General features: G+C 47.0%; 16 protein-coding genes and 1 riboswitch. Of the genes, 2 read left to right on the top strand and 14 right to left on the bottom strand.

The annotated features are described in order from the left end of the window. The first annotated feature begins 75 nt into the window (after positions 1 to 75). The gene (gene ybaK / locus B9N86_RS04680) at positions 76 to 546 is read left to right on the top strand and encodes a Cys-tRNA(Pro) deacylase (protein ID WP_208917988.1); all 471 of its coding nucleotides are present in this window, start codon (positions 76 to 78) and stop codon (positions 544 to 546) included. A 107-nt stretch (positions 547 to 653) separates the two neighbouring features. On the opposite strand, the gene cobS is transcribed toward ybaK, so the two are convergent. From cobS to cobD, 8 genes are all read right to left on the bottom strand, one after another. Next, entirely contained in the window at positions 654 to 1,463 is an 810-nt protein-coding gene (cobS, locus tag B9N86_RS04675) for an adenosylcobinamide-GDP ribazoletransferase (protein ID WP_208917987.1), read from the bottom strand. Then, positions 1,460 to 2,026 carry a bifunctional adenosylcobinamide kinase/adenosylcobinamide-phosphate guanylyltransferase gene (gene cobU / locus B9N86_RS04670; protein WP_208917986.1) on the bottom strand — a complete coding sequence of 189 codons (567 nt, stop codon included), beginning with the start codon at positions 2,024 to 2,026 and terminating at the stop codon, positions 1,460 to 1,462. The genes cobS and cobU overlap by 4 nt, the downstream gene beginning before the upstream one ends. Beyond that, positions 2,023 to 3,093 (bottom strand): nicotinate-nucleotide--dimethylbenzimidazole phosphoribosyltransferase, encoded by a 1,071-nt coding sequence (gene cobT / locus B9N86_RS04665; RefSeq protein WP_208917985.1) that lies wholly within the window; start codon positions 3,091 to 3,093, stop codon positions 2,023 to 2,025. Before cobT ends, cobU begins: the two co-directional genes overlap by 4 nt. Before the next feature lie 52 nt (positions 3,094 to 3,145). Further along, positions 3,146 to 4,156 carry an ABC transporter substrate-binding protein gene (locus B9N86_RS04660; RefSeq protein WP_208917984.1) on the bottom strand — a complete coding sequence of 337 codons (1,011 nt, stop codon included), beginning with the start codon at positions 4,154 to 4,156 and terminating at the stop codon, positions 3,146 to 3,148. A 237-nt stretch (positions 4,157 to 4,393) separates the two neighbouring features. Continuing rightward, positions 4,394 to 4,604, bottom strand: a riboswitch (cobalamin riboswitch). An 83-nt stretch (positions 4,605 to 4,687) separates the two neighbouring features. Then, positions 4,688 to 5,278, bottom strand: coding sequence for a histidine phosphatase family protein (locus B9N86_RS04655; protein ID WP_208917983.1), 591 nt, complete (start codon positions 5,276 to 5,278; stop codon positions 4,688 to 4,690). Beyond that, positions 5,269 to 6,246 (bottom strand): adenosylcobinamide-phosphate synthase CbiB, encoded by a 978-nt coding sequence (cbiB, locus tag B9N86_RS04650; protein WP_244562946.1) that lies wholly within the window; start codon positions 6,244 to 6,246, stop codon positions 5,269 to 5,271. Before cbiB ends, B9N86_RS04655 begins: the two co-directional genes overlap by 10 nt. Continuing rightward, entirely contained in the window at positions 6,243 to 6,965 is a 723-nt protein-coding gene (locus B9N86_RS04645; RefSeq protein ID WP_208917982.1) for an adenosylcobinamide amidohydrolase, read from the bottom strand. The genes cbiB and B9N86_RS04645 overlap by 4 nt, the downstream gene beginning before the upstream one ends. A 16-nt stretch (positions 6,966 to 6,981) precedes the next feature. After that, positions 6,982 to 8,073: a threonine-phosphate decarboxylase CobD gene (cobD, locus tag B9N86_RS04640; RefSeq protein WP_208917981.1), complete on the bottom strand. Its 1,092-nt coding sequence runs from the start codon at positions 8,071 to 8,073 to the stop codon at positions 6,982 to 6,984. 267 nt (positions 8,074 to 8,340) lie between these two features. Here cobD and B9N86_RS04635 point away from each other — a divergent pair, with 267 nt between their 5' ends. Next, entirely contained in the window at positions 8,341 to 8,607 is a 267-nt protein-coding gene (locus tag B9N86_RS04635) for a hypothetical protein (protein ID WP_208917980.1), read from the top strand. A 159-nt stretch (positions 8,608 to 8,766) separates the two neighbouring features. Here the strand turns inward: B9N86_RS04635 and B9N86_RS04630 are convergent, their stop codons facing one another. The 6 genes from B9N86_RS04630 to B9N86_RS04605 all read right to left on the bottom strand — a co-directional run bounded on the left by B9N86_RS04630 (position 8,767) and on the right by B9N86_RS04605 (position 20,294). Continuing rightward, positions 8,767 to 13,659 carry an S-layer homology domain-containing protein gene (locus B9N86_RS04630; protein WP_208917979.1) on the bottom strand — a complete coding sequence of 1,631 codons (4,893 nt, stop codon included), beginning with the start codon at positions 13,657 to 13,659 and terminating at the stop codon, positions 8,767 to 8,769. A gap of 123 nt (positions 13,660 to 13,782) precedes the next feature. Further along, complete coding sequence (locus tag B9N86_RS04625; RefSeq protein WP_208917978.1) at positions 13,783 to 14,631, bottom strand: carbohydrate ABC transporter permease; 849 nt, start codon at positions 14,629 to 14,631, stop codon at positions 13,783 to 13,785. A gap of 18 nt (positions 14,632 to 14,649) precedes the next feature. After that, positions 14,650 to 15,519: a carbohydrate ABC transporter permease gene (locus B9N86_RS04620; RefSeq protein WP_208920088.1), complete on the bottom strand. Its 870-nt coding sequence runs from the start codon at positions 15,517 to 15,519 to the stop codon at positions 14,650 to 14,652. Between the two features lie 115 nt (positions 15,520 to 15,634). Beyond that, complete coding sequence (locus B9N86_RS04615; protein WP_208917977.1) at positions 15,635 to 16,987, bottom strand: ABC transporter substrate-binding protein; 1,353 nt, start codon at positions 16,985 to 16,987, stop codon at positions 15,635 to 15,637. 102 nt (positions 16,988 to 17,089) lie between these two features. Next, entirely contained in the window at positions 17,090 to 18,526 is a 1,437-nt protein-coding gene (locus B9N86_RS04610) for a response regulator (protein WP_208917976.1), read from the bottom strand. Beyond that, positions 18,498 to 20,294 (bottom strand): sensor histidine kinase, encoded by a 1,797-nt coding sequence (locus B9N86_RS04605; protein WP_208917975.1) that lies wholly within the window; start codon positions 20,292 to 20,294, stop codon positions 18,498 to 18,500. The genes B9N86_RS04610 and B9N86_RS04605 overlap by 29 nt, the downstream gene beginning before the upstream one ends. Positions 20,295 to 20,393 lie beyond the last annotated feature (99 nt).

The following is a 20,393-nucleotide window of genomic DNA, read 5'->3' as shown; positions in this document are numbered from 1 at the left end:
AAATAGGCAGTTATAGAAACAGACTATTTATTCATGGTTACAAGAAATATTAAATAATCTGCAAGGTGGTTGATTATGGAATTTAAAACAAATGTAATGAGAATATTAGATAAAATGATAGTGAAATACAAAAGTCATTGTTACGTAAATAAAGATGCCATTAGCGGCATTGATGTGGCCAATACTTTAAATCAGAATCCTGATCAGGTGTTTAAAACACTTGTAACGATAGGGAAATCTAAGAAATATTATGTTTTTCTCATTCCTGTTGCCAATGAACTGGATTTGAAAAAAGCGGCTAATAGTGTTAATGAAAAATCAATTGAAATGTTAAAATCGAAAGATTTATTAGCTATTACAGGATATATACACGGAGGATGTTCACCCATTGGCATGAAAAAAAATTTTATTACTACAATTGATGATTCAGCAACTAATTTTGAGACAATCATATTTAGTGCTGGAAAGATTGGATACCAGGTCGAGATGAATCTTGAAGAATTGAAAAAAGTTATCCCGTATAATTTATCAAATATTGTTATCTAATACGTTTTTAAAAGTCATAAGTATGCTTCAAATTAAACAGGCGACATTTCGTTCGATTTTGAACGAAATGTCGCCTGTTTCTTGATACTTTTCTCTTCGATTCTTCATCACATATGGTTGTGCAACAGCACTAGCATAAGCAAAGCAACCACTTCAAGTAATTCATTAAGAGCTCCGTAGGTATCCCCCGTTAATCCACCTAATGTAGCGTTTAATCTCCGTGCCAGCCACGTTCCTGCACCCCAAGCTGCCAGAGGAAGCGTAATGAAACCAAGCAGCGCTATCATCAACGAATGGTTGTCCATGTAGATCAACGGTGCTATTGATGCGGCAACACCTGACAACACGATCGCAATTAGTAACGTTGCCCATATCTGCCCTTTATCCAAACCATTGAATTTCCCAGCCAATCCATCCTTACCACGGGCCATCGGCCATGTAGCCATCGCATGAACCATGAACCAGCGACTCCAAATCAAAGGAAGGAGTAGGAGCCCTAAGTAGTTGAGACCATTAATTAGCAGTGAATAGATTAAAGAGAGTTTCAACATAAGGAGCAGCGTGCTTGCTAGCACACCCATAGCTCCTACGCGGCTATCCTTCATGATGTCTAACATCTGTTCACGAGAACGGTAGCTCAAAATGCCATCCGCCGTATCCATCCAACCATCCAAATGAAGTCCTCCTGTGAGCCCAACCCATAAAATGAGGGTCAACACTGCTGCTGGTAGTGGTGGCAGTAAATACGTAAATCCTGCAGCGCCTCCCCATACAACGAGCCCAATAGCAGCTCCTACAAGCGGATAGAACTTCACACTTTGACGAAACAATGTTGGCGAGTAATCAATATTGGCATTCACAGGAAAGCGTGATAGAAATTGAAAAGCGGCCGCAGCCGCTTGTCCCCATTTCGTCATATTCTATACTCCCTACTCTTCAGCTCGATAGGAATGCCTGCGGTGACCAGGAAAACCTCAGAACTGCTTCTGGAGATTGCCTGATTCATATACCCTGCCAAATCGCGATACATTCTGCCAAGAGGATATTCCGGTACAATACCACTGCCAACTTCATTCGTTACCATGATCAAATGTCCAGGGTATTGCTGTGCTTGGTCCACAAGACAAAGAATTTCAGCCTTTACCTTCTCTTGCATATCCTCCTGTCCTTCATAGGATAGGAGGATATTAGATAGCCATAGCGTAAGGCAGTCTACTAGAACCGTAGGAGCATCATCACTCTGACTGTTCTCACGCATATCGCTCAGGAGCTTCACAAGTTGAAACGGTTCTTCTACATTTCGCCACGAATAGTTCGCTTGATTACGCTGAAGTTTATGAAGAGCAATTCGCTCCTTCATCTCATCATCGAAAGCTTGAGCCGTAGCGACATATACGGCTTCGTGTGACTTCGACATACATAACCTCTCAGCAAAGCTGCTTTTCCCGCTTCTTGCCCCACCTGTGACGAGTATGATCATTTCGTCTGCTCCTTGGTTTCACCCGAGACACCCGCACTTTCGAAGGTTGCCATTTCGCTGACAATACGACACGCTGCATCCACAAGATGTAGACACAACACCCCACCTGTACCTTCACCAATACGAAGGTCTAATTCCAGTGCAGGACGAAGATTCAATTCATGTAATAGCTGCCGATGTCCCTGTTCATGAGAAACATGCGACACAATCATGTAATCAGCAGATGTTGGACAGATCGCTTTGGCAAGCAACGCCGCTGCGCTAGAAATAAATCCATCGATTATAACCGGACAACCGTTTACTGCTGATCCAAGAATTACACCTACTAAACCACCAATTTCAAGACCGCCGACCTTAGCTAGTACATCTATAGGATCAAGCGCGTCAGGAGCATTGACCTTCAACGCTTGTTCAACAACGGCAATCTTATGCTGTAGACGAGAATCGTCAATTCCTGTCCCTCTTCCAACCGCATCGCTGACCGGAATATTAGAGAGTGCACAGGTTACCGCTGAGCTTGCCGTCGTATTTCCAATCCCCATTTCGCCAGTAATAAATAGCTGGACGCCACGTCTGACAGCATCTTCAACTACCTTCACACCAACAAGAATAGACTGAATCGCTTCTTCATAAGTCATTGCAGGACCTTGTGCCATATTAGCTGTACCATACCGAATTTTTCGCGATAGGAGATCAGGATGGGACAACTCACTATTCACTCCGATATCCACACATACAACTTCTGCACCTGCTTGTCTGGCAAGAACGTTAACAGCTGCACCACCCGCAAGGAAATTATGAATCATTTGAGGTGTAACTTCTTGTGGAAAGGCACTTACGCCCTCTTCACATACACCATGATCGCCTGCCATAATAATAACTTCTCTACGGTCAAAAGAAGGCTGTACTACTCCAGTGATCCCTGCAAGCTGTATTGCCATTGCCTCCAATTTACCCAAGCTTCCCGGAGGGACAGTAAGGTTGCTTATATGTAACTTCGCAGCCTGAATCGCAGCTTGATCAAGACCACGAATTTCTCCGATACGTTCCATGATTCCTTGTCTCATATATCATTGCTCCTTTAATTGCTCTAAGTTGAATACTAACACCGAACGCTACTTATGGCTTCAACAGTTCAGGATAGATCGTATTTGCTATTTCTTTGAGACCTTCTGTCACACGTGGACCGGGACGACTAATCAGATTATCGTCTAATCCATAGACAGCATCATTTTTAACAGCCGTTATTTGATCCCAACCACTACGTGCTTTAATCATTTGGTCTAACGTTTTCTTTGTTTTGTCATCAATAACATTCTTTGAGAACAGAATCACATCGGGATTATCATTAATGATTTTCTCTTCACTGATTTCATACCATCCTGCTGTATCAGCAGCAACGTTAACTCCACCAGCTAGAGTGATTAATTCATCCATAAACTCACCACTACCTACCGTCCAACCAGGGGAAAACTCGATATATACTTTCTTTTTCTGTTCAGGTGTAAGTGATTTAACCGCTTCTGTGACTTCAGCCTGCTCCTGTTTCATTTTGTCTATAACCGCTTTTGCTTCTGCCTGATGGTCCGTAATTTGACCAAACAATTCAATATTTGCAATAACATCATCTACCGTTTTCGGATCTGTCTTGAAGATGGTGATACCTATATCACGCAGATGCTGTGCAGCTTCTGCACTCATGGAGATACCTGTTACTACGAGATCAGGTTGTGCCGCAATAATCGCTTCCTCGTTAGGATTGTACAAACCACCCATTTTTGGCTTGGTTGTTGCTGCTTTCGGATAATCATCATAGTCAGATACTCCGACTACCTGCTCATCTAAACCTATCGCAAACAACGATTCTGTCTCTGCAGGCGAGATGGATATAATCTTCTTTGGTGCCTCTTTAAATGTGAACGTCTCACCTGTAGAATCCTTTACAGTCAGAGGATACTCTGTTTTCTGTACACTTGCCTCATCAGCGGGTGGAGCCGATTGTTCTGTTGTTGCTGCCGGTGCTGGCTCTGTCACTTGTTTCGGTTCATTATTATTTCCGCAAGCTGCGAGCGCTAGTACCAGTATGATCGTTATAGCGCCCGTAGTCCAACTCTTCCACATTTGTTTCATTGTGATTTCTCTCCTCTATCTTCGTTTTCATGGTCTGCGAGATGCTCCCCTTGTTATTTCAATGAATGATCTCAACGATAGTCTGTGCAACAAAAAAAACCTGATCTTCTTTTACAAGAAAGAATCAGGGATTACGTCATACGGAGTTCATAGTAATTGCCATGAGTTCCGCGGCTATGTACCGGCTTAAAATCGCAGTACTTCCATAAGCCAAACGTAATCCTTTCCTCGAAGGACCGTCGTACTACTCATAAGGCAGGTCTCCTGACTCACAGGTTCGCTAATATCCTCACCTTCCCATTCTGCTTGTCGCAGAACAGTGGTAAATCGAGAATATCCCTGTTTACAGTGGCGGGACCGTGCCGGAATTTCACCGGCTTCCCCATTAACTAGGTAATAAAAGCACATATTTGCGCTTCTAATCTAGACCTCACAAGTTTTTTATATTCATTTAGATACAAGACTTACTTCTCAATTCAAAATTATAGGTTAGATAGGGACACCTTACAACCCCTTGCTCTAATGGCTCACTCACAAGTGTCCTATCCATTTGCCCTTATCACATGTCAACTTCAACGTTAACAAGCTCCCCGGATCTGCAGAGAAATCCCAGAACGTCGAATCTGGAATAGTCATAGTGGCTAGTTGTCTTATCACTCCTCCATGAGTCACCATTAGCACATGGTTATCCTTACCCTCTTCCTTCACCCAACAGGTCAGACTGTTCATAAAATCTGCCAGCCTCCCCTGAAAATGCTCCCAGGCTTCACCTCCTGGAGGAGTCACGGATTGAGGATTGTCCAGCCATTCCCGGTAGATACTATAATGCTTTAACTGATCGTATGTCTTCCCCTCCCAATCTCCAAAATCCATTTCTCGCAAACGGTTATCGAAGACCACGCTATCTGTTGAAGCAGAATAAATCCAATCGAGCGTTTCCCTACACCTCTTTAAGTCACTACAGAATATCTTATGAAACGTTCTTCCTTCAAGGGCATTTTTCACAGGCAAGAGCTCCGTCAATGATTCTTGGAGAATTCCTATATCTGTATGACCTAAATATCGTTTATCCTTATTCCACTGCGTTTTCCCATGACGAATACATACCAACTCTAACCCCATAATGTACCACCTATACTCCATATAGTAAGTATGCTCAGGAGCAGGAATAATAATGATGCAGCCAGCATCAATCTTACGGTTGACTGAATATCCCCTTTATCCATCGGACGGGAATATTCGCCCATATATGCACGAAAAGATACCACACCGTTATAGGCGTTCTCACCTCCGAGCCGAATCCCTAAAGCTCCAGCTACAGCTGATTCAGGAAATCCACTGTTGGGACTTGGATGGAGACGGGCATCGTGTCTTATGGTACGATAAGATTTTTTGTAATCCAGACGCATGATCCAACTGCTAACGACCAGTAATAAAGCTGTTATTCGTGCTGGAATGAAGTTAGCAATATCATCCAAACGGGCCGAAGCCCACCCCAGGTTAATATATTTATCATTCTTGTACCCAACCATAGAATCTAGGGTATTCACAGCCCGATAAGCCATTGCAAGTGGAGCTCCTCCAATAAGTGCGTAGAATAGCGGAGACACTATGGCATCAACAATATTTTCTGCGACCGTCTCAACCGTCCCACGAACAACCTCAGGCTCGTCTAAATGCGCTGTATCACGTCCAACAATCATCCCTAGTGCTTTCCGAGCAGCAGGTAAATCCCCACGGTTAAGATGATTGTACACTTCCATACCCGCATCCTTAAGCCCTTTCGTAGCAATGGTCGTAGCGATTAATATGACCTCCGCTCCCGTTGCAAGCCATGGATGAATCATATAAAGGCCTCTCAACAATGCCCAGGTTATAAGCAGCGAACCTCCCACGATAATAACCGGGAGTAGAATTCCGGCTTTTTTCAGATGGCCCGGTTGAAGGACATGACTACGAATCCTCTTCTCTAACCGTTTGATTGAATGCCCCATACTTATCACAGGGTGAGGAATCCAGCGCGGGTCTCCAATGATGAGATCTAATAGGTATGCAGCGCATATCATCAATATTGTTGCCCACTCCATCATGACGGCTTCACTCCCGCAGCCTTCAAGCTTTCTTTTACCGTTCCATAAACCAGCCGCCCAATCGCAGCTCCCAGATCAGTTGCCGTTCCGCAATATCGATGCTCTATAGGATAGGATGTGGATTGACTGACTCCTAACACGATAGCATCCGTTGTAGTTCCTGTAGCGATTAAACCATTCTCTGCATCACGAATTCCCAAATCAGCCAGAGCAGCTCCCTTCGCTTCTACAGCGGTTGTAACAGCATTCACCATCGCTGCTTGAGTCATTCTAGCATCAATGATGAGCATGATATTAATCGTACCCGGTTGATAAACTGGAAATGTAGTCCGCTCAGATCCAGCACGTGCGCCGTTAGATACTCCCGCTGTAGTACAACAGAATAGGGAAGCGTCTTCCCCGGTTTCTTCCAGAACAGCAGCATGTTTGAGCTGAACAGCTGTCAATAATCCTGCCGTCGATTGCTGTGTATAGCCCCACTCTTGGAACAGCTTCTTCACATCTTTTTCCGGATGATTGCAATCATAGAACCGATCTACATAAATATTGGCTACCCGGTCGATCCTCCCCATACCTCCTCCATGTATAGCGCTGCTAAGACAATCCATATGGACAGGGGAGTGGAGCAGCAAATGACGTTCATGCCGCGTAAGCGTTAGGCCGGGCCAAGCCACAGATTTATAATGGGTACTCTCATCATTCAAAAAAGGCGTTGTCATTTTAAAACTCCTATTCTCATCCTAAACTCTCTATCACACTCTGTATCTCTGTTAGAAATACTTGATTTGCTTCCGAGCTTTTAACGGCGATCCGAATATGTCCTTGTCCAAGTCCAGGATACATCGCACAACTTCGAATTAATATCCCCCGGATTCCAAGTTCCCGCTGCATATCTATCGCACGCCATGGATCAGGGAGTCTTACCAATAAGAAATTCGCTTCCCCTGGACTTACCTCACATCCTAATTTTCGAAGCCCTTGGACCAGCACTTCACGCTCCTTCGTTATCAGTTCCATGGTGCTTCGCTCGAATTCTTTATCGCAATCAAGTGCCGCCTCGCCCGCTAACAATGCCAATCCATTCACACTCCAAGTTACCTGCTTTCTTGTCATGGATCTGATGACATCTGGATGCGCTAAGGTATAGCCCAATCGCAGACCTGGTATGGCATAAAACTTCGTCATGGACCGTACTAGCAGCGTACGGGGATACTTTTCAAGCTCCGTCAATAACGACGCTTGCTGTTGTTCTGGAATGAAATCAATAAAAGCTTCGTCTACAACGAGATAGGTCTGCGATTGCTCAGCCAACTCAGCTAATCTATGTAGCTCTTGAAGTGTATACTGTACACCATTCGGATTGTTAGGCTGTCCAATAAACACCAGATCCACCTGTTGTATCAATTCTCCAATGTCCTCAATCGTTGCTTTCCAATCCTTGTCTTGTCTACCGCGTACCGATTGCACTTCTATATCAAATTGTTCTGATAACTGCCGGTACTCCGAGAAACAGGGCTCAATAATGCCTACCTTCTGTGGGTGAAGCCCGAGTAGAATAAGGGACATACACTCTGCCGCACCATTTCCTACACAGATGTTATCTTCGTTAACTCTCAGCTTACGACCAAGTATATGTTTAAATTGCCGATGGCCTGGATCAGGATAACGAATGATTGACGATAGAGCCAGCTCCAATTGCTTTAGTACTTGCCCAGGTGGACCAAGAGGATTAATGTTAGCACTGAAATCTAGGAATACACTCTCTTCAATTCCATATGCCTTTGCAGCACTTTCCAAATCCCCTCCATGTCCGTATTGCTCTAACATACCGATTACTCCTCTGCCTAAATTTATTCAATGTTTCCATTATCGCGTGGGTTCTTCGGATGCGTCAATTCATAAGTCTATTTTAAACATAATAAAGAAGGCTTCCCGAAAGTTCTGTGAACTTATGGGGAGCCTTCTGTCCGTGCCATTACATAGATATATTTATTATTGATTACTGAAGTCATGAATTATTAATTTTTGGACAAACTGAATTTTGGCAGTGCTAAAATTGTCATTTGTGTTTTTTAACAAAAGGAGGAATCAACAATGTCTAGTGCAAATGATCTTTCTATACAAAAGAAAATGGAAAATATTTTCAAAAACACTTGTGGAACATGGCAAAACTGTACGGAGTCAAACATCCAATCATTCTTAGAACAGTGCCAAGAACATAGTATAGACTCGCAATATTGTATGAGTTGGGTGGAACAACATAAATCACAAATACCTGACTGGCAAGTTGTTTCAAAAGTCTCTCTTGACTGGGTTAATCAGCATACTTCAACTGGCTCCCCCATTTCGTTTACTGAATAGTATCTTTATTAAAATGACATCGACTTTTTCTATGATCGTATGATATCCCGGACTGCTAAATGGGAGATGAGTTTCAAGTTGTTTATTCACGGTATTTCCTCACCTTATTACCCGCAGCCCCATCTACCGATGCGGCTGCGGGTACTTTTTTCTAATCGCTTATTTAGCTGATTGCTCAATCAATCTTACAGCTACAGCCGCTGCTTCTGCCCGGGTAACGCTTCCGGCTGGCTTGAACAGCCCAGCTCCCATGCCTTCCATCAACCCGCTGGCTGCTGCTTGCGCTACATAGGATTGCGCCCACACTGGTATTTGCTCTGCATCGCGGAATTTGCTCAACTGCCCGCCTCCCACTACATCATCCTGTGTCGTACGTGCCAGCACCGCTGCCAGTTCCACTCGCGTAATGCCTTCCTGCGGCCTGAAGCTGCCGTCGCTATACCCTGTAATCCAGCCAGCCTGCACAGCAGACTTCACTGCATCAGCTGCCCATTTACCAATTTTCGCTTCATCTGTGAAGCTTGGGGCTTGCCCGGCGCCAGCTTGCGGCTTCAGCGCCCGTGCCAATATCACGATCAGCTCCTGACGGGTCACGGCCTGATCGGGACGATACGTATGATCGGCAAAGCCTGTAACAATACCAGCTCCGGCAACCGGCTCTCCATTCAGATGAAGGGACTTTAACGAAGCATCGTCTCCAAGCGCATCGGGACGATCGATCGTAATCGTTACTTTTGCCGTATTCGAATACTCGTAACGGTCGAACACGCGGAAGGTGAAGAAATCTTCTCTTGATGCCGTTGCCAGAGGCGTGTAGACAAACTCCCCTGTCCTGCTATCGACAATGGCAGCCGTTCCCTGCTTGCCATTCTCAACAATTTCAAATGTCAGCTCTGCCCCTTCTGCATGGTCCGCTTTCAATATTCCTTGCACTTCTTGACCGGCTTTGACGGTATAAGCGGCATCATAGACGGCTGGGGCTGCCTGATTATACATCCACTGCATCGACCGGAACAGGCTCGGCCTCTTCTCATTGCCGATTCCGGAGCCCCACTCCATCCAACCTCTTCTGCCCTTGCCGTCATTCTCATTCACGAGCAGCGAGAAGCTCATCACATCTCCACGCTGAGGCTGAATCGGCGTCAGCTCCGACCAAGGCAGAGCAAGCTTATAGATCGTCAGCTTCTGTTCCTCATCCCTTGTTACCGCTGCTTCACCATTATGCACTGGCCCTACCGGCAATCCTCCCATCGCCGTCCAGCGGTATATTTGCGGGCCATTAGGCGAATCCGATATGCCATATTCATACCAGCCCCGGCTTTCACCCGGGATTCCCAGAGACAAGGCAAACTGGATGCTGTCATTATTCCAAATATCAGCCCCAGAAGCCGCTGCCGCATGAACATTGTCCTTAATTTTGGCAGTCAGGTACAAATGATCCTGATCAAAGTGAAGCCACGCTTGACCGCTTACTTCAATTGTGCCGCTATGACCGGAAAGCAGCACAGGCTTGCCCTGCGACAAATCGATTGTAGGCGCCAAAGCTTCAATTTCCGGCTCGATGCGGTCATTGACCGCAATCGTCCCACGGTTGACCGGATTAAAGCTGAAATTCCCTTGATAAACATATGGCTCCTGCTCCGCAAACTCGACGCGGATGGACGCAGGCTGATCCCCTCCCGGCGCGATCGGGCTAAGCGGAATGCTGAATTGCTGTTTGCTGCCCGGCAGTACGGCCGTGTTGACAAGCTCTTGACCGGACTGTCCTCCAACCTGCCAGGTTATACTGCTAACCGTAAGACCGACGGCCTTTCTGAAGTTTTCTACATCTATATTCAGCGTTTGACTGTACTGCCCTTCAATCTGCTGCATCGCAGGTCTGACAGTAACCTTGTGCGGTACGCCGGTTGCGACCTCGTGCTGCAGCTTGCCTATCTTGTTGCCCGCCTCATCCAGCAAGTGAACCGTTACCGCGCGGAAGCCTTCCCGCGTCTCGCTGACAGTTAGAGAAAGCGCTTCCGGTTGACCCTGTTCAGCCACAATCGGATAGCTATTTTCCTCCATCTTCGCTGTTAAAGCAAGCTGAGGCACGGCCTCATTTTTCACCGTTACCGTGAACGTATGCGGGTCGCCTACTGCCGTTTGCTCTCCGGTGATTGCAAAAGTGTCGTCCTTCACGATCCGGCTGATGCTTCCTTTTATATAAAAAGGTTCGCCCGTTATCGTCATATAGATCTTGCCATTATGCGGGGTGTAAATTTCTGTGTTCCCCATAAAATCGGTAATTTCCAGGTTCTTGTCTGTTTCGATCACGGCTTGCGTTTCATTCTGCGCCCAGACGACTCTGAGCGCTTCGCCGCCTTTCGTGAACAAATTGCTTTTGATCGGATCACCGAATTGCTCAATCTCCTCGAATGCCGCGCCGGCAAGCTGCCTGCTCATTGCAGCATAGCTCGCATAGGCCGGCTTCGGTGTATAAGCCCCCATCGGGTCATCCTTATGCCGGACCAAACCGAAATTGTCTTCATTATAATCGGCTTTAAGCCCGTCATTCATGAAATCATACCAGGACATCCGCTCTACTCCAAACCCCAATCCCGATACAAATCCGCGCGGCAAATAATTGGCCTGTGTCTTCTCATCGACTCCTTTGGCGGATTGATGAGTCGGCGAACCAAATTCCGTCACCCAGATCGGCACAAGCTTGCCGTCATTGTATTGCTTAATCAAGGTTTTCAGGCCTTCCAGTTTGGCGAATACTTCGTCAGGCGCGTTCGGGTCCATATAGGTCTGAACAGACACGGCATCCAAATATTTCAGGCCGGCGTTTTTGTCCTCGCCTTCTCCTACGCCTTTCAGTACACCTTCAATCCAGTTCAAGTCGACGCCCCCTGAGACGATGCCGACAACCGGCACATCCGGATGGGCGGGCTTGACTACATTATAGGTCTCCTTCATCAGCTTGAAGTAATAGTCCGGCTGCGAATTGGCGGGACTGTTGCCCCTTTTGCCGAATCCGCCATTGAATTCATTGTAGACGTTGAAGCCGATTAGCTGATCCTTGTATTGCTCCACATAGGCCTTGGCGTATTCGGCAAGCCCCTTTCTTCCTGCATCCGTGTAGGGGGTTGCATTATTATCGTAGAACGGGTTATTGAATGCCGCCACAAAGAGCAGCTTAATATCATTCTCCGCAAGCTTCTGCATATAGTCATCCGGTGAAGGAGCAAATGTATAGACGCCTTTTTGCTTCTCGATGCTGCCCCATTCCATGCCATCCCTGACGAAAGATGCGCCCATATAGCGGATCAGCTTGCTCAGCTCTTTGCTCCATCCGGAGGCAGTCCAGTTCAAATGCGTGCTGACGCCAAACGGCGACTCGCCGTTGCCCGGCGGCAAAGCCGAAGAAATGACCGCGTAAGCTGTTTTTCGGACCAGCGGTTCACTGCCGGGCTGCTCAGCAGAAACTTCCAGCGTAAAATAGCCCAATTTGCTGAAAGGCACCGATATCCTTGCCTTTCCGGCGCTCGTACTCTCGCTTCCCGAAGCGACCTGCGCGCCATAAATATCATATGCGGCCCAATTTACTGTCGGCCTGCCTGTTCTTACAACAAAAGCGTTCGGTTCATGCTCCAGGAATATATTGCCAAGCGCTGTTTGTTGAATTTTCAGCTCCGGCACCCAGTCGCCGATCTGAGCCGTCATCTGGTCTACCAGAACAGTGGCCGTTAACGCGCTATTCTTAATGTCAAAACGGTCGAAAAGTATCGTTATGGCGCCTGCCGGTTTGTGCCATACCCCGTCATTGGCACCGTTCCAATAAGTAAATGATTCCGATCCCATTTGACTTACTACAACCTGCTGCCAATCCGATATATTTTGCAATTCAATACGCTGTTGGAACGTTTGTCCCGTAGAATCTGTCGTTCGTATGCGCAATGATTTCAGGTCCGAGGTTTTGACCCAGAACGCCAATTGTTCAATGTCTAGTTCATCCACCTCTTTTTTTATAGACACATATGGCGAGCCCGTGGGCCTTTGACTGAAATCTGCTTTTAATTGTCCCATATAGTTTCCTGTGTAACTCTCAGCTGATTCGATCACATTAAAGCTTCCCTTAACGGCAGGCGTATCACCGAAAGAAAAGAGCCAGTTATCGCTCTCTTGCTCAAAATCACTGATTAAGTAATCAAAATCTGCTGGCGGAGCAATTACTTGAGCCGTAACCTGATCTACCAGAATGCTGGCAGTCAACGCGCCATTCTTAATATCATTACGGTCAATGAGAATAGATACAGCCTTGGCCGGCTTATGCCATACGCCGTCATTAGCCCCGCCCCAATGCTCTATCGCTGCTGCTCCCATTTGGCTGACTACAACCTGCTGCCATTCAGTAGTATCCTGCAGCTCTACACGCTGCTGGAAGATTTGGCCGCTCTTATCGACCGTGCGAAAACGCAAAGCCTTCATATCCGAAGTCTTTACCCAAAAAGCAAACTGTTCGATATCCTGTTCATCCACTTCTTTTTTGATAGCTACAAATTCCGGCTTGCTATGATCGCTTTTTGTAAAATCGGCTTGCAGCTGTCCGGCAAAACGGCCCTCATAACTATAGGTCGACTCAATGACAGTAAAGCTTCCCGCTACAGTCGGCTGATCGCCAAAGCTGTATCTCCAGCTGTCATCCGGCTGTTCGAAGTTACCGAGCAAATAATTAAAATCCGCTGCTGCAAGAGCTGTTTTTTCCGCTGAATCCTCTGAAGAAGCCTGGCCAGAGCTGTTGAACAATAACAGATTGGTCACTAAAGCCATGACGATCACAATCGATAACCTCTTCATATAGGCGAAACTCCTCCTTATTATATTTTGTATGCGCTTACATATCGCGTTCAATTCATCCACAATATAACTGACCAAGGTTCGATTATCCCAGCCTGCCGCGTTTGGTCTCATTTTCACATATAGCCATAACTCGACAATCCGGTTTCGAACAGCAGAATGGTCCAACTCCAGCTTCACCGTGTTCCACCTGTTCGCCAGCAGCTTAGGCAATCACACCTCTGAAATGGCTCCGAAGGTGTCTTTGATTCCCATATGCAACGGTTCATTGTCAGAAGTCATCTGTAAGAGCGGATAAACACTCATCGTAACCGTCGCTATGCTCGCTATAATCGTTCATCCTTTGACAGCGGAACTTGAGAACCCTTGAATAATATACTTTTGGCCCAGGAAGAAGACGATGAGCAGCGGCACAACTCCCGCTGTGGCGGCGGCCATCATCATGTTATAGTCCACTCCCGCTTCTAGCATAAAATTCTGCATGCCAAGCGGCACCGTGAACAGTCTTTTATCCAACAGGAAAATCAAGGCGTTCTCATAATCGTTCCACGTCCATGTAAAATCAATGATGGCGAAGGTTGCCAGAACCGGTTTGGAAAGCGGCAGAAACAATTGAAAGAAAATCCGGAAATGTCCGGCTCCGTCAATGAAAGCTGCTTCAGATATTTCATGGGGAATGCTCAAGAAAAATTGCCGGATCATGAAGACGCCGAACACCGTAAACAAGCCCGGAAGAATGAGCGCCCAATGGGTGTTGTAAATATTCATCCAATCAAACATGATAAATTTCGGGACAAACAGCACCTGCTGTGGAATCATCATCAGACACAGATACAGCAGAAAGATAGCGTTCCTTCCCTTAAATGGAATGCGGCTGAAGCCATATGCGGCAAAAGCGGCCAACAAAGGAGCTCCAATCATCAAAATCAAAGATATTTTCAGGGAGTTTAAATAAAAAAGCGCAAATCCGTCTCCGGTCATCCAGACCTTAAAATGGTTGGTCCATACAGGATCGAGCGGAATCCACTGAATCGGATAAGTGAAGACGTCCTTCGGCTTTTTGAACGAGGTGCTGATCATCCAGATCATTGGCGACAGCAGCAGCAGACTGGCAAGCGTCATGATGATCGTATTGAAGCTCTTGATCACCCGTTCTCTGATTATTCTGATATTTCTTGTATCCATTGTGCGTCTTCCCCTCCGTTAGTAATGGACCCATTTTTTCTGGCCTGCCCACTGAATAAGCGTGATGCAAAGGATGATCAGGAACATGGTCCACGAGACGGCCGACGCGTAACCCATTTCATAAAAGTTGAACGCTTTCTTATAAGCGAAAATTGAGAAAACCGTCGTACTATTGCCAGGCCCTCCCTGAGTTATGGCGTAAATCATGCCAAAGCCTTTGATGGAGCCGATGAAGCCGGTAATCATCAGAAAAAAGGTCGTAGGGCTGACCAAAGGGAATATAATTAGGCGCAGCAACTGCCCAAACGTAGCTCCGTCCATCTTGGCGGCTTCCAGTTGCTCCGAAGACAATTCCTGCAGCGCGGCCAAATAAATAATCATGTTGTACCCGATGCCGCCTGCGGTCATCATGACCAGCACCGCATACATCGCTGTGTCCGGTGAAGCGAACCATAGGGGAGGCTCAGATATGCCAACGGATCGCAGAAATGCGTTAATCGGACCGTTGGTGGGCTGAAACAGCACCATCCAGACGAAGGCAATGGCAATGCCACTCGTAAAATACGGAGCGAAAAAGAACGCCCGCAGCGTCTTCTGGAAATAGGTCCGGTTGTTGAGCATGACCGCAATCAAAAATCCGAGCATAATGGAAATCGGTACAGGGATCAACACCAGCAAGGTGTTTTTGACCGATACAGCAAACAAATCGTCTCTTACCATCATCCTGAAATTATCCAATCCAACAAAGCGCGGGGATTGCCCGCTAGCGAATACCCAATCCGTAAACATTAAATAAAAGGAGAACAGGGCCGGAACGAGCATAAACATCGTCATTCCGATTAAATTGGGAACAATGAATACATAACCAATCAGCCTCTGCCGCTTCATCCAGCTCACGATCGGTCACCGCCTTTCTCTCTATATAATGTAGATTGCAGCATCATGCAGCTTGCGGCCAAGGGGATGCGGCGTCAAAGGCCCGCCTCTCCTTGGCCTGGCGGCGCTATTGAGATGACGCTTGCAAATTCCCGTTATGCACCCGCGCTAATTCCTTCGCGCCTTCCTCGGGAGTCAACTTCCGGGAAAACACATTATCATAGATTGCCTGCTGCTCAGTTCCCGTCTTCCGGTCCAGACGGCTCAGACCAAGCGGTAGGTCGCCGAACATGACCCGCTTAATCGAATCAAGGTCATAGGTGTCCTCCACACCCTTGAACATAAGGGCGACAGCTTCATCAACCGGGAAGTCCTTAGATGACGGCACTCTTCCGCCCGCCGCCATCGGCAGCATTCCGCCGTCCGCATACCACTTGATAAACTTCCAGGCGGCTTCCGGATGCTTGGTGCGGGGATTGATAGAAATCACGTCTCCCAGGCCGCCGGCGTTAATGTAATCGTTCTGATCCTTGTTTACCTTGGGAGCCGGAGCCGCCGCCACCTTGAACGACCGCGGAAATTCTGCCACATTGTTCGTCGTGCGGAAGATCTGGTTCGTGGAGAACAGCATCGCCGTTTCTCCCTTCACAAACATTTGATCCAAGGCAGGCTTCGAGGTGATCTGCTCCGTATGGGGCATCAAGCTTTTATCCGTGAACATCATGTCCGAATAAACCTGAAGCGCTTTGACCGTCAGCGGATTGTCGAAAGCCGAGGTGCCGTCCGGATTCGTCATCTGCAAGCTTTGCTTCTGCATGGAACCGTTGATGGGTACATTGAAGTAATAATCGCTTTGTGCCAATCCCCAAACGTTGTCACCCTTCAGCTTGGCGGCATAATCCCTGAGTTCGTCCAGCCCCCATTCCGTGGGAACCGGCAGTCCCTTAGCGTCGAGCATATCCTTGTTCAGCCAGACAAAGGATAAGCCCTTCTGGGTAGGAACGCCGTAATACTTGTCGTCCACCTTCCACAAGGCGGCGCCTTCACCCATTTTTCCGTCCACGTCATAGTCAGTGAAAGCGCTCAGATCAAGCGCGTTTCCCGCTTTGATCCGCTTCTCGTAAAGACTGAAATCATAGTTAACGTACATGTCCACCGGCTGGCTGGACATGAGCGCCGTATCCAGCTTCAGATTGCCGGCGTCATCATTGACGAACCGCACATACTCCAGCTGAATATCCGGATTTTCGTTGTTCCAGTTGTCGACAACCTCTTGGGGGCCGTTTTCGACCGGCACGGCTCCCCACAGGGTCAGCTTGATCGGATCCGCGCTTTCCTTCGTGCCGGGATCGGCGCTTGAGGATGACGCCGGTCCTTCCGCTCTTCCATTGCCGTTCCCGTTTCCGCCACAGCCGGCAAGCATCAGAGACACCACCACAAGCCATGCCAATCCTGCAACCAACGATTTTCTTTTTCTCATCTTTCCTGTAACCTCCTTGATCGCATGTTTAATTCATCCCAACTATATCAATTCGCTCCTTGGCCTATAAGGGACGAAACTTGCAGATTGGCAGTACAAAACTTACATATTGTTCTCCCGCCTGAAGGAGCTGGGAGTTTGTCCAACCAGACGCTTGAATACTTTGATGAAGTAGGCATCGTCGGCGAAGCCCGTCTGACTCGCAATTTCTTCTACACTGAGCTTGGAATGTATCAACAGGCGTTTGGCTTGTTCAATCCGAATGTTTCGCAAATAGGCGATTGGCGTCAACCCGGTTTTTTTGCCGAACACGGTGCTCAAGTAGTCCACGTTGATAGCCACCTGCCTGGCCAAATCTGTAACTTTAATGTTTTCCTTGTAGTGCTCCAGCATATATTGAATCACCCGGTTCACCTCCGGATGATCCGTATAGCTTACATGCGCTTCCTGCTTCTGCCGAATAAGCTCCCGTATCGCTTGCAGCACATGAGCATGCAGCGATTCATGGCTTACGGCAGAGTAGATTTCTGTCCAATCCTCCGATTTTCGTCCTGCCAGCATCGTCAATATATGAAGCAGATGGGTCGCACGTTTTTTCACTTCCACATGGGAAAATGATGAGGCTTTCATATACTCCCAAATTTGCGTTGCCGCCTCAGCGCTTTTGGATTCATTCCGTTCTTCAAAGCAGCGGATCAGCTCAACCTCCAACTCCTCGATTGGCGTCGACTCGTCTTTCTCCCCTGCCGGATAAGACTCAGGACCGTACCAATCGCCGTTTAATTGATTCAGCGCTTGCAGCCAATCATGGGACAAACTGGCTAAACTGCTGCCTGCCGTCGATTCCACAATCCGCTCCGATTGGACCGGGCAGGCCGATTCTATCTTCTTCTGAAAGCTCCAGCAAAAGAAGGTTGTCTGACCTGCATCATGGAAGGATTGGACCAGCAGATACTGTTCCGGCCGGATACAGGACTGATCAGCATGAGCAGGAACGGCACCGCTCAGAGCAGCAACAATATCCAGTCTCAGACTGCGGAATTTCTCCATCGACGAGGCAAGCTCAGCTGAATCTGCATGAGCTGATGCTCCTGTTCCCCAAATAACCGCCCAAATACGGTGATAAAGAGGATAAAGCGCCTCTCCCGCCCCTTTAAGCTCTGCAAGCAATTCCTCCTTGATCCGCGCCAGACTTTCCAGCAAAATATCATCATGTAAGGACAGTTTCAGCAGGTAGTTGAAAGCCCCGTATTGAAGGGCGTCCCGCGCATAATCAAAGTGGCTCATGGCCGTCAGCATAATAAATCGGCTTCGTATTCCTGCCTTCCGCGTTTCCTTTAGCAGTTCAATCCCGTCCATGCCAGGCATAACAATATCGGCGATGACGACATCAGGCTTCAGATCCAGAATAGCCGCCAACGCCTCACTGCCGTTCCCCGCTTCTCCTACAACGCAAAAACCGTGGCGTTCCCAGTCCAAGATTTCTCTGATGGTTTCACGGACAAACACTTCATCTTCCACCAATAAAATCGTCCACATGCCTGTCATCTCCTTTCTGTGAATACGGCGCTGCAATTAACAATGGCAAGCGAATTCGAACCAGGGTTCCTTCCGCGTCCGATATAAGTTCAATAACTCCCTCCCGCTTAAAAAGCAGCTCCAGCCTTTCCCTTAAATTGCTCAGTCCGATCCCATGTCCGCTGCGTCTTCCCGGCTTGCGGGCTGCCTCTTCCATACCGATGCCGTTATCTTCCACTTCCAGAATAAGCTCGCTTCCCTCCGCTCGCGCCCTAACCCATATGGTGCCGCGGCCTTCAGACATGTTAAAGCCATGGACGATAGAATTTTCTGCCAGAGGCTGTAAACTAAACTTGGGAACGAGTGCGTATTGCACCGATTCCTCCGTTTCATAGATGATTGTGAAATGTTCCCTGAATCGAAACGCCTGTATGGATTCATAGGATCGCAACAATTTGATCTCTTCTTTAAGGGGAACCAGCTCAATATCCGAATTAAGACTTGCCTCCAGAATTAAACCTAATGAGGTGCAAATGCCCGCAATGGCGTCTTGTTTTTCTTTTCTAGCAATCCATTTGACAGTGTTCAAGGTGTTGAGCAGAAAATGCGGGTTCATCTGGTAAAGCAGCATTTGGAAACGAACCACCTGCTTTTGCCGCTCCTCCAGCTTAAGCATGGCAATGAGCGCAACAACATCATCAATCATCCGATTGAAGCTTTCGCTAAGAGAACGAATCTCATCTGTTGCGCCTTTGTTGATGGATATTTTAACATTCAGCTTCTTGTCCGACGCTTCCTCCATGCTCCGTTTCAAAACATATAGCGGCTGGGTCATGCGCGACGCCAAAAAGAAGGTTACCAATATGAAAGCGGTTACCAAAATAATCAAAAACATATATATCATCAGCCTTAAACGTTGCACTTCCCGCTGAAGCTCGCTTAAGGGCATTTGACTAACCACATACCAGTCCAACTCCTCAACATAACTGTAATTGACAAGAGACAAAGCGCGTTCATCCTTGTAATGCCCATTTTGCGCCTGTGAAGAAATGATCCTTTTCATGCTGTCCAGGCTGAAAGCAGCCTCCTTGTTTTGTAGAACAGTCTCTCCCTGGCCGGTAAAAATGGTCAGATCCTGATTGACCGAATTATCTTTTAGCGTATTGCGGAACCATTCCTGAATGTTGATGCTGATACGCGCCAATCCGTAATTTCCCCGCAGCTCGTCATCCAGCATAATATACAGACTCAGAAGCTTGCTTCCTTGACTTCCTCTTACATCATTCAAGTCATCCGCCACCCAACGGTAAGGGTAGATGCCGATTTGCAGCTTATTCTGCCAATCCTGCAATTCTTTCCGTTCGTTTGTCAACTGGTCATTGGGAGCATAGGAGGTGTATACATTGCCGTTACGGTCGATAAAACGAAAATACAGCTCCGTCTGATGGAAAAAAAAGCTGTTGTTGATTCCGAACATTTTGCTTTCTATTATTTTCTTTCGTTCAAGAGGATCATACTTATCAGGAGCGTGCATAATCTGGATCAGACTTTCATCCTGGCTCAGCATGGTATTCGCTTTATAAGCAAATGCCATCATATCCGTCAAGGATATATAAACCTGCTGCATACGCTCAGACATACGGTCTATCATATCATTCTGCCGAATCGATTCGAAATGCTGAAACAGGTAAAAAATAGCAATGCACAAAGGAAGCATTAGAAGTGTGATGTACGCGATAAAAAGTCTATATTTCAACGTGTTCGGGAACCATTTTCGCCTGGTCTGCATATGTATAAGTCACCCCTTATAACGTATTTGAGTCTTCCATTGTATCATACTCAAAAACTGAACCAGTAGATTAAAAACTTGCACATCTATATAACAATT

This window comes from Paenibacillus uliginis N3/975 (assembly GCF_900177425.1).
Classification (GTDB): Bacteria; Bacillota; Bacilli; order Paenibacillales; family Paenibacillaceae; genus Paenibacillus_AQ; species Paenibacillus_AQ uliginis.
The sequence above is the reverse complement of the archived record's forward strand: the minus strand, read 5'-3'. Positions and strand labels throughout refer to the sequence as shown.

Coding starts and splice junctions, on each gene's coding strand:
- ybaK (WP_208917988.1), top strand. CDS start 76: ATGGAATTTAAAACAAATGTAATGAGAATATTAGATAAAATGATAGTG.
- cobS (WP_208917987.1), bottom strand. CDS start 1,463: ATGACGAAATGGGGACAAGCGGCTGCGGCCGCTTTTCAATTTCTATCA.
- cobU (WP_208917986.1), bottom strand. CDS start 2,026: ATGATCATACTCGTCACAGGTGGGGCAAGAAGCGGGAAAAGCAGCTTT.
- cobT (WP_208917985.1), bottom strand. CDS start 3,093: ATGAGACAAGGAATCATGGAACGTATCGGAGAAATTCGTGGTCTTGAT.
- B9N86_RS04660 (WP_208917984.1), bottom strand. CDS start 4,156: ATGAAACAAATGTGGAAGAGTTGGACTACGGGCGCTATAACGATCATA.
- B9N86_RS04655 (WP_208917983.1), bottom strand. CDS start 5,278: ATGGGGTTAGAGTTGGTATGTATTCGTCATGGGAAAACGCAGTGGAAT.
- cbiB (WP_244562946.1), bottom strand. CDS start 6,246: ATGATGGAGTGGGCAACAATATTGATGATATGCGCTGCATACCTATTA.
- B9N86_RS04645 (WP_208917982.1), bottom strand. CDS start 6,965: ATGACAACGCCTTTTTTGAATGATGAGAGTACCCATTATAAATCTGTG.
- cobD (WP_208917981.1), bottom strand. CDS start 8,073: ATGTTAGAGCAATACGGACATGGAGGGGATTTGGAAAGTGCTGCAAAG.
- B9N86_RS04635 (WP_208917980.1), top strand. CDS start 8,341: ATGTCTAGTGCAAATGATCTTTCTATACAAAAGAAAATGGAAAATATT.
- B9N86_RS04625 (WP_208917978.1), bottom strand. CDS start 14,631: ATGGATACAAGAAATATCAGAATAATCAGAGAACGGGTGATCAAGAGC.
- B9N86_RS04620 (WP_208920088.1), bottom strand. CDS start 15,519: ATGAAGCGGCAGAGGCTGATTGGTTATGTATTCATTGTTCCCAATTTA.
- B9N86_RS04615 (WP_208917977.1), bottom strand. CDS start 16,987: ATGAGAAAAAGAAAATCGTTGGTTGCAGGATTGGCATGGCTTGTGGTG.
- B9N86_RS04610 (WP_208917976.1), bottom strand. CDS start 18,526: ATGTGGACGATTTTATTGGTGGAAGATGAAGTGTTTGTCCGTGAAACC.
- B9N86_RS04605 (WP_208917975.1), bottom strand. CDS start 20,294: ATGCAGACCAGGCGAAAATGGTTCCCGAACACGTTGAAATATAGACTT.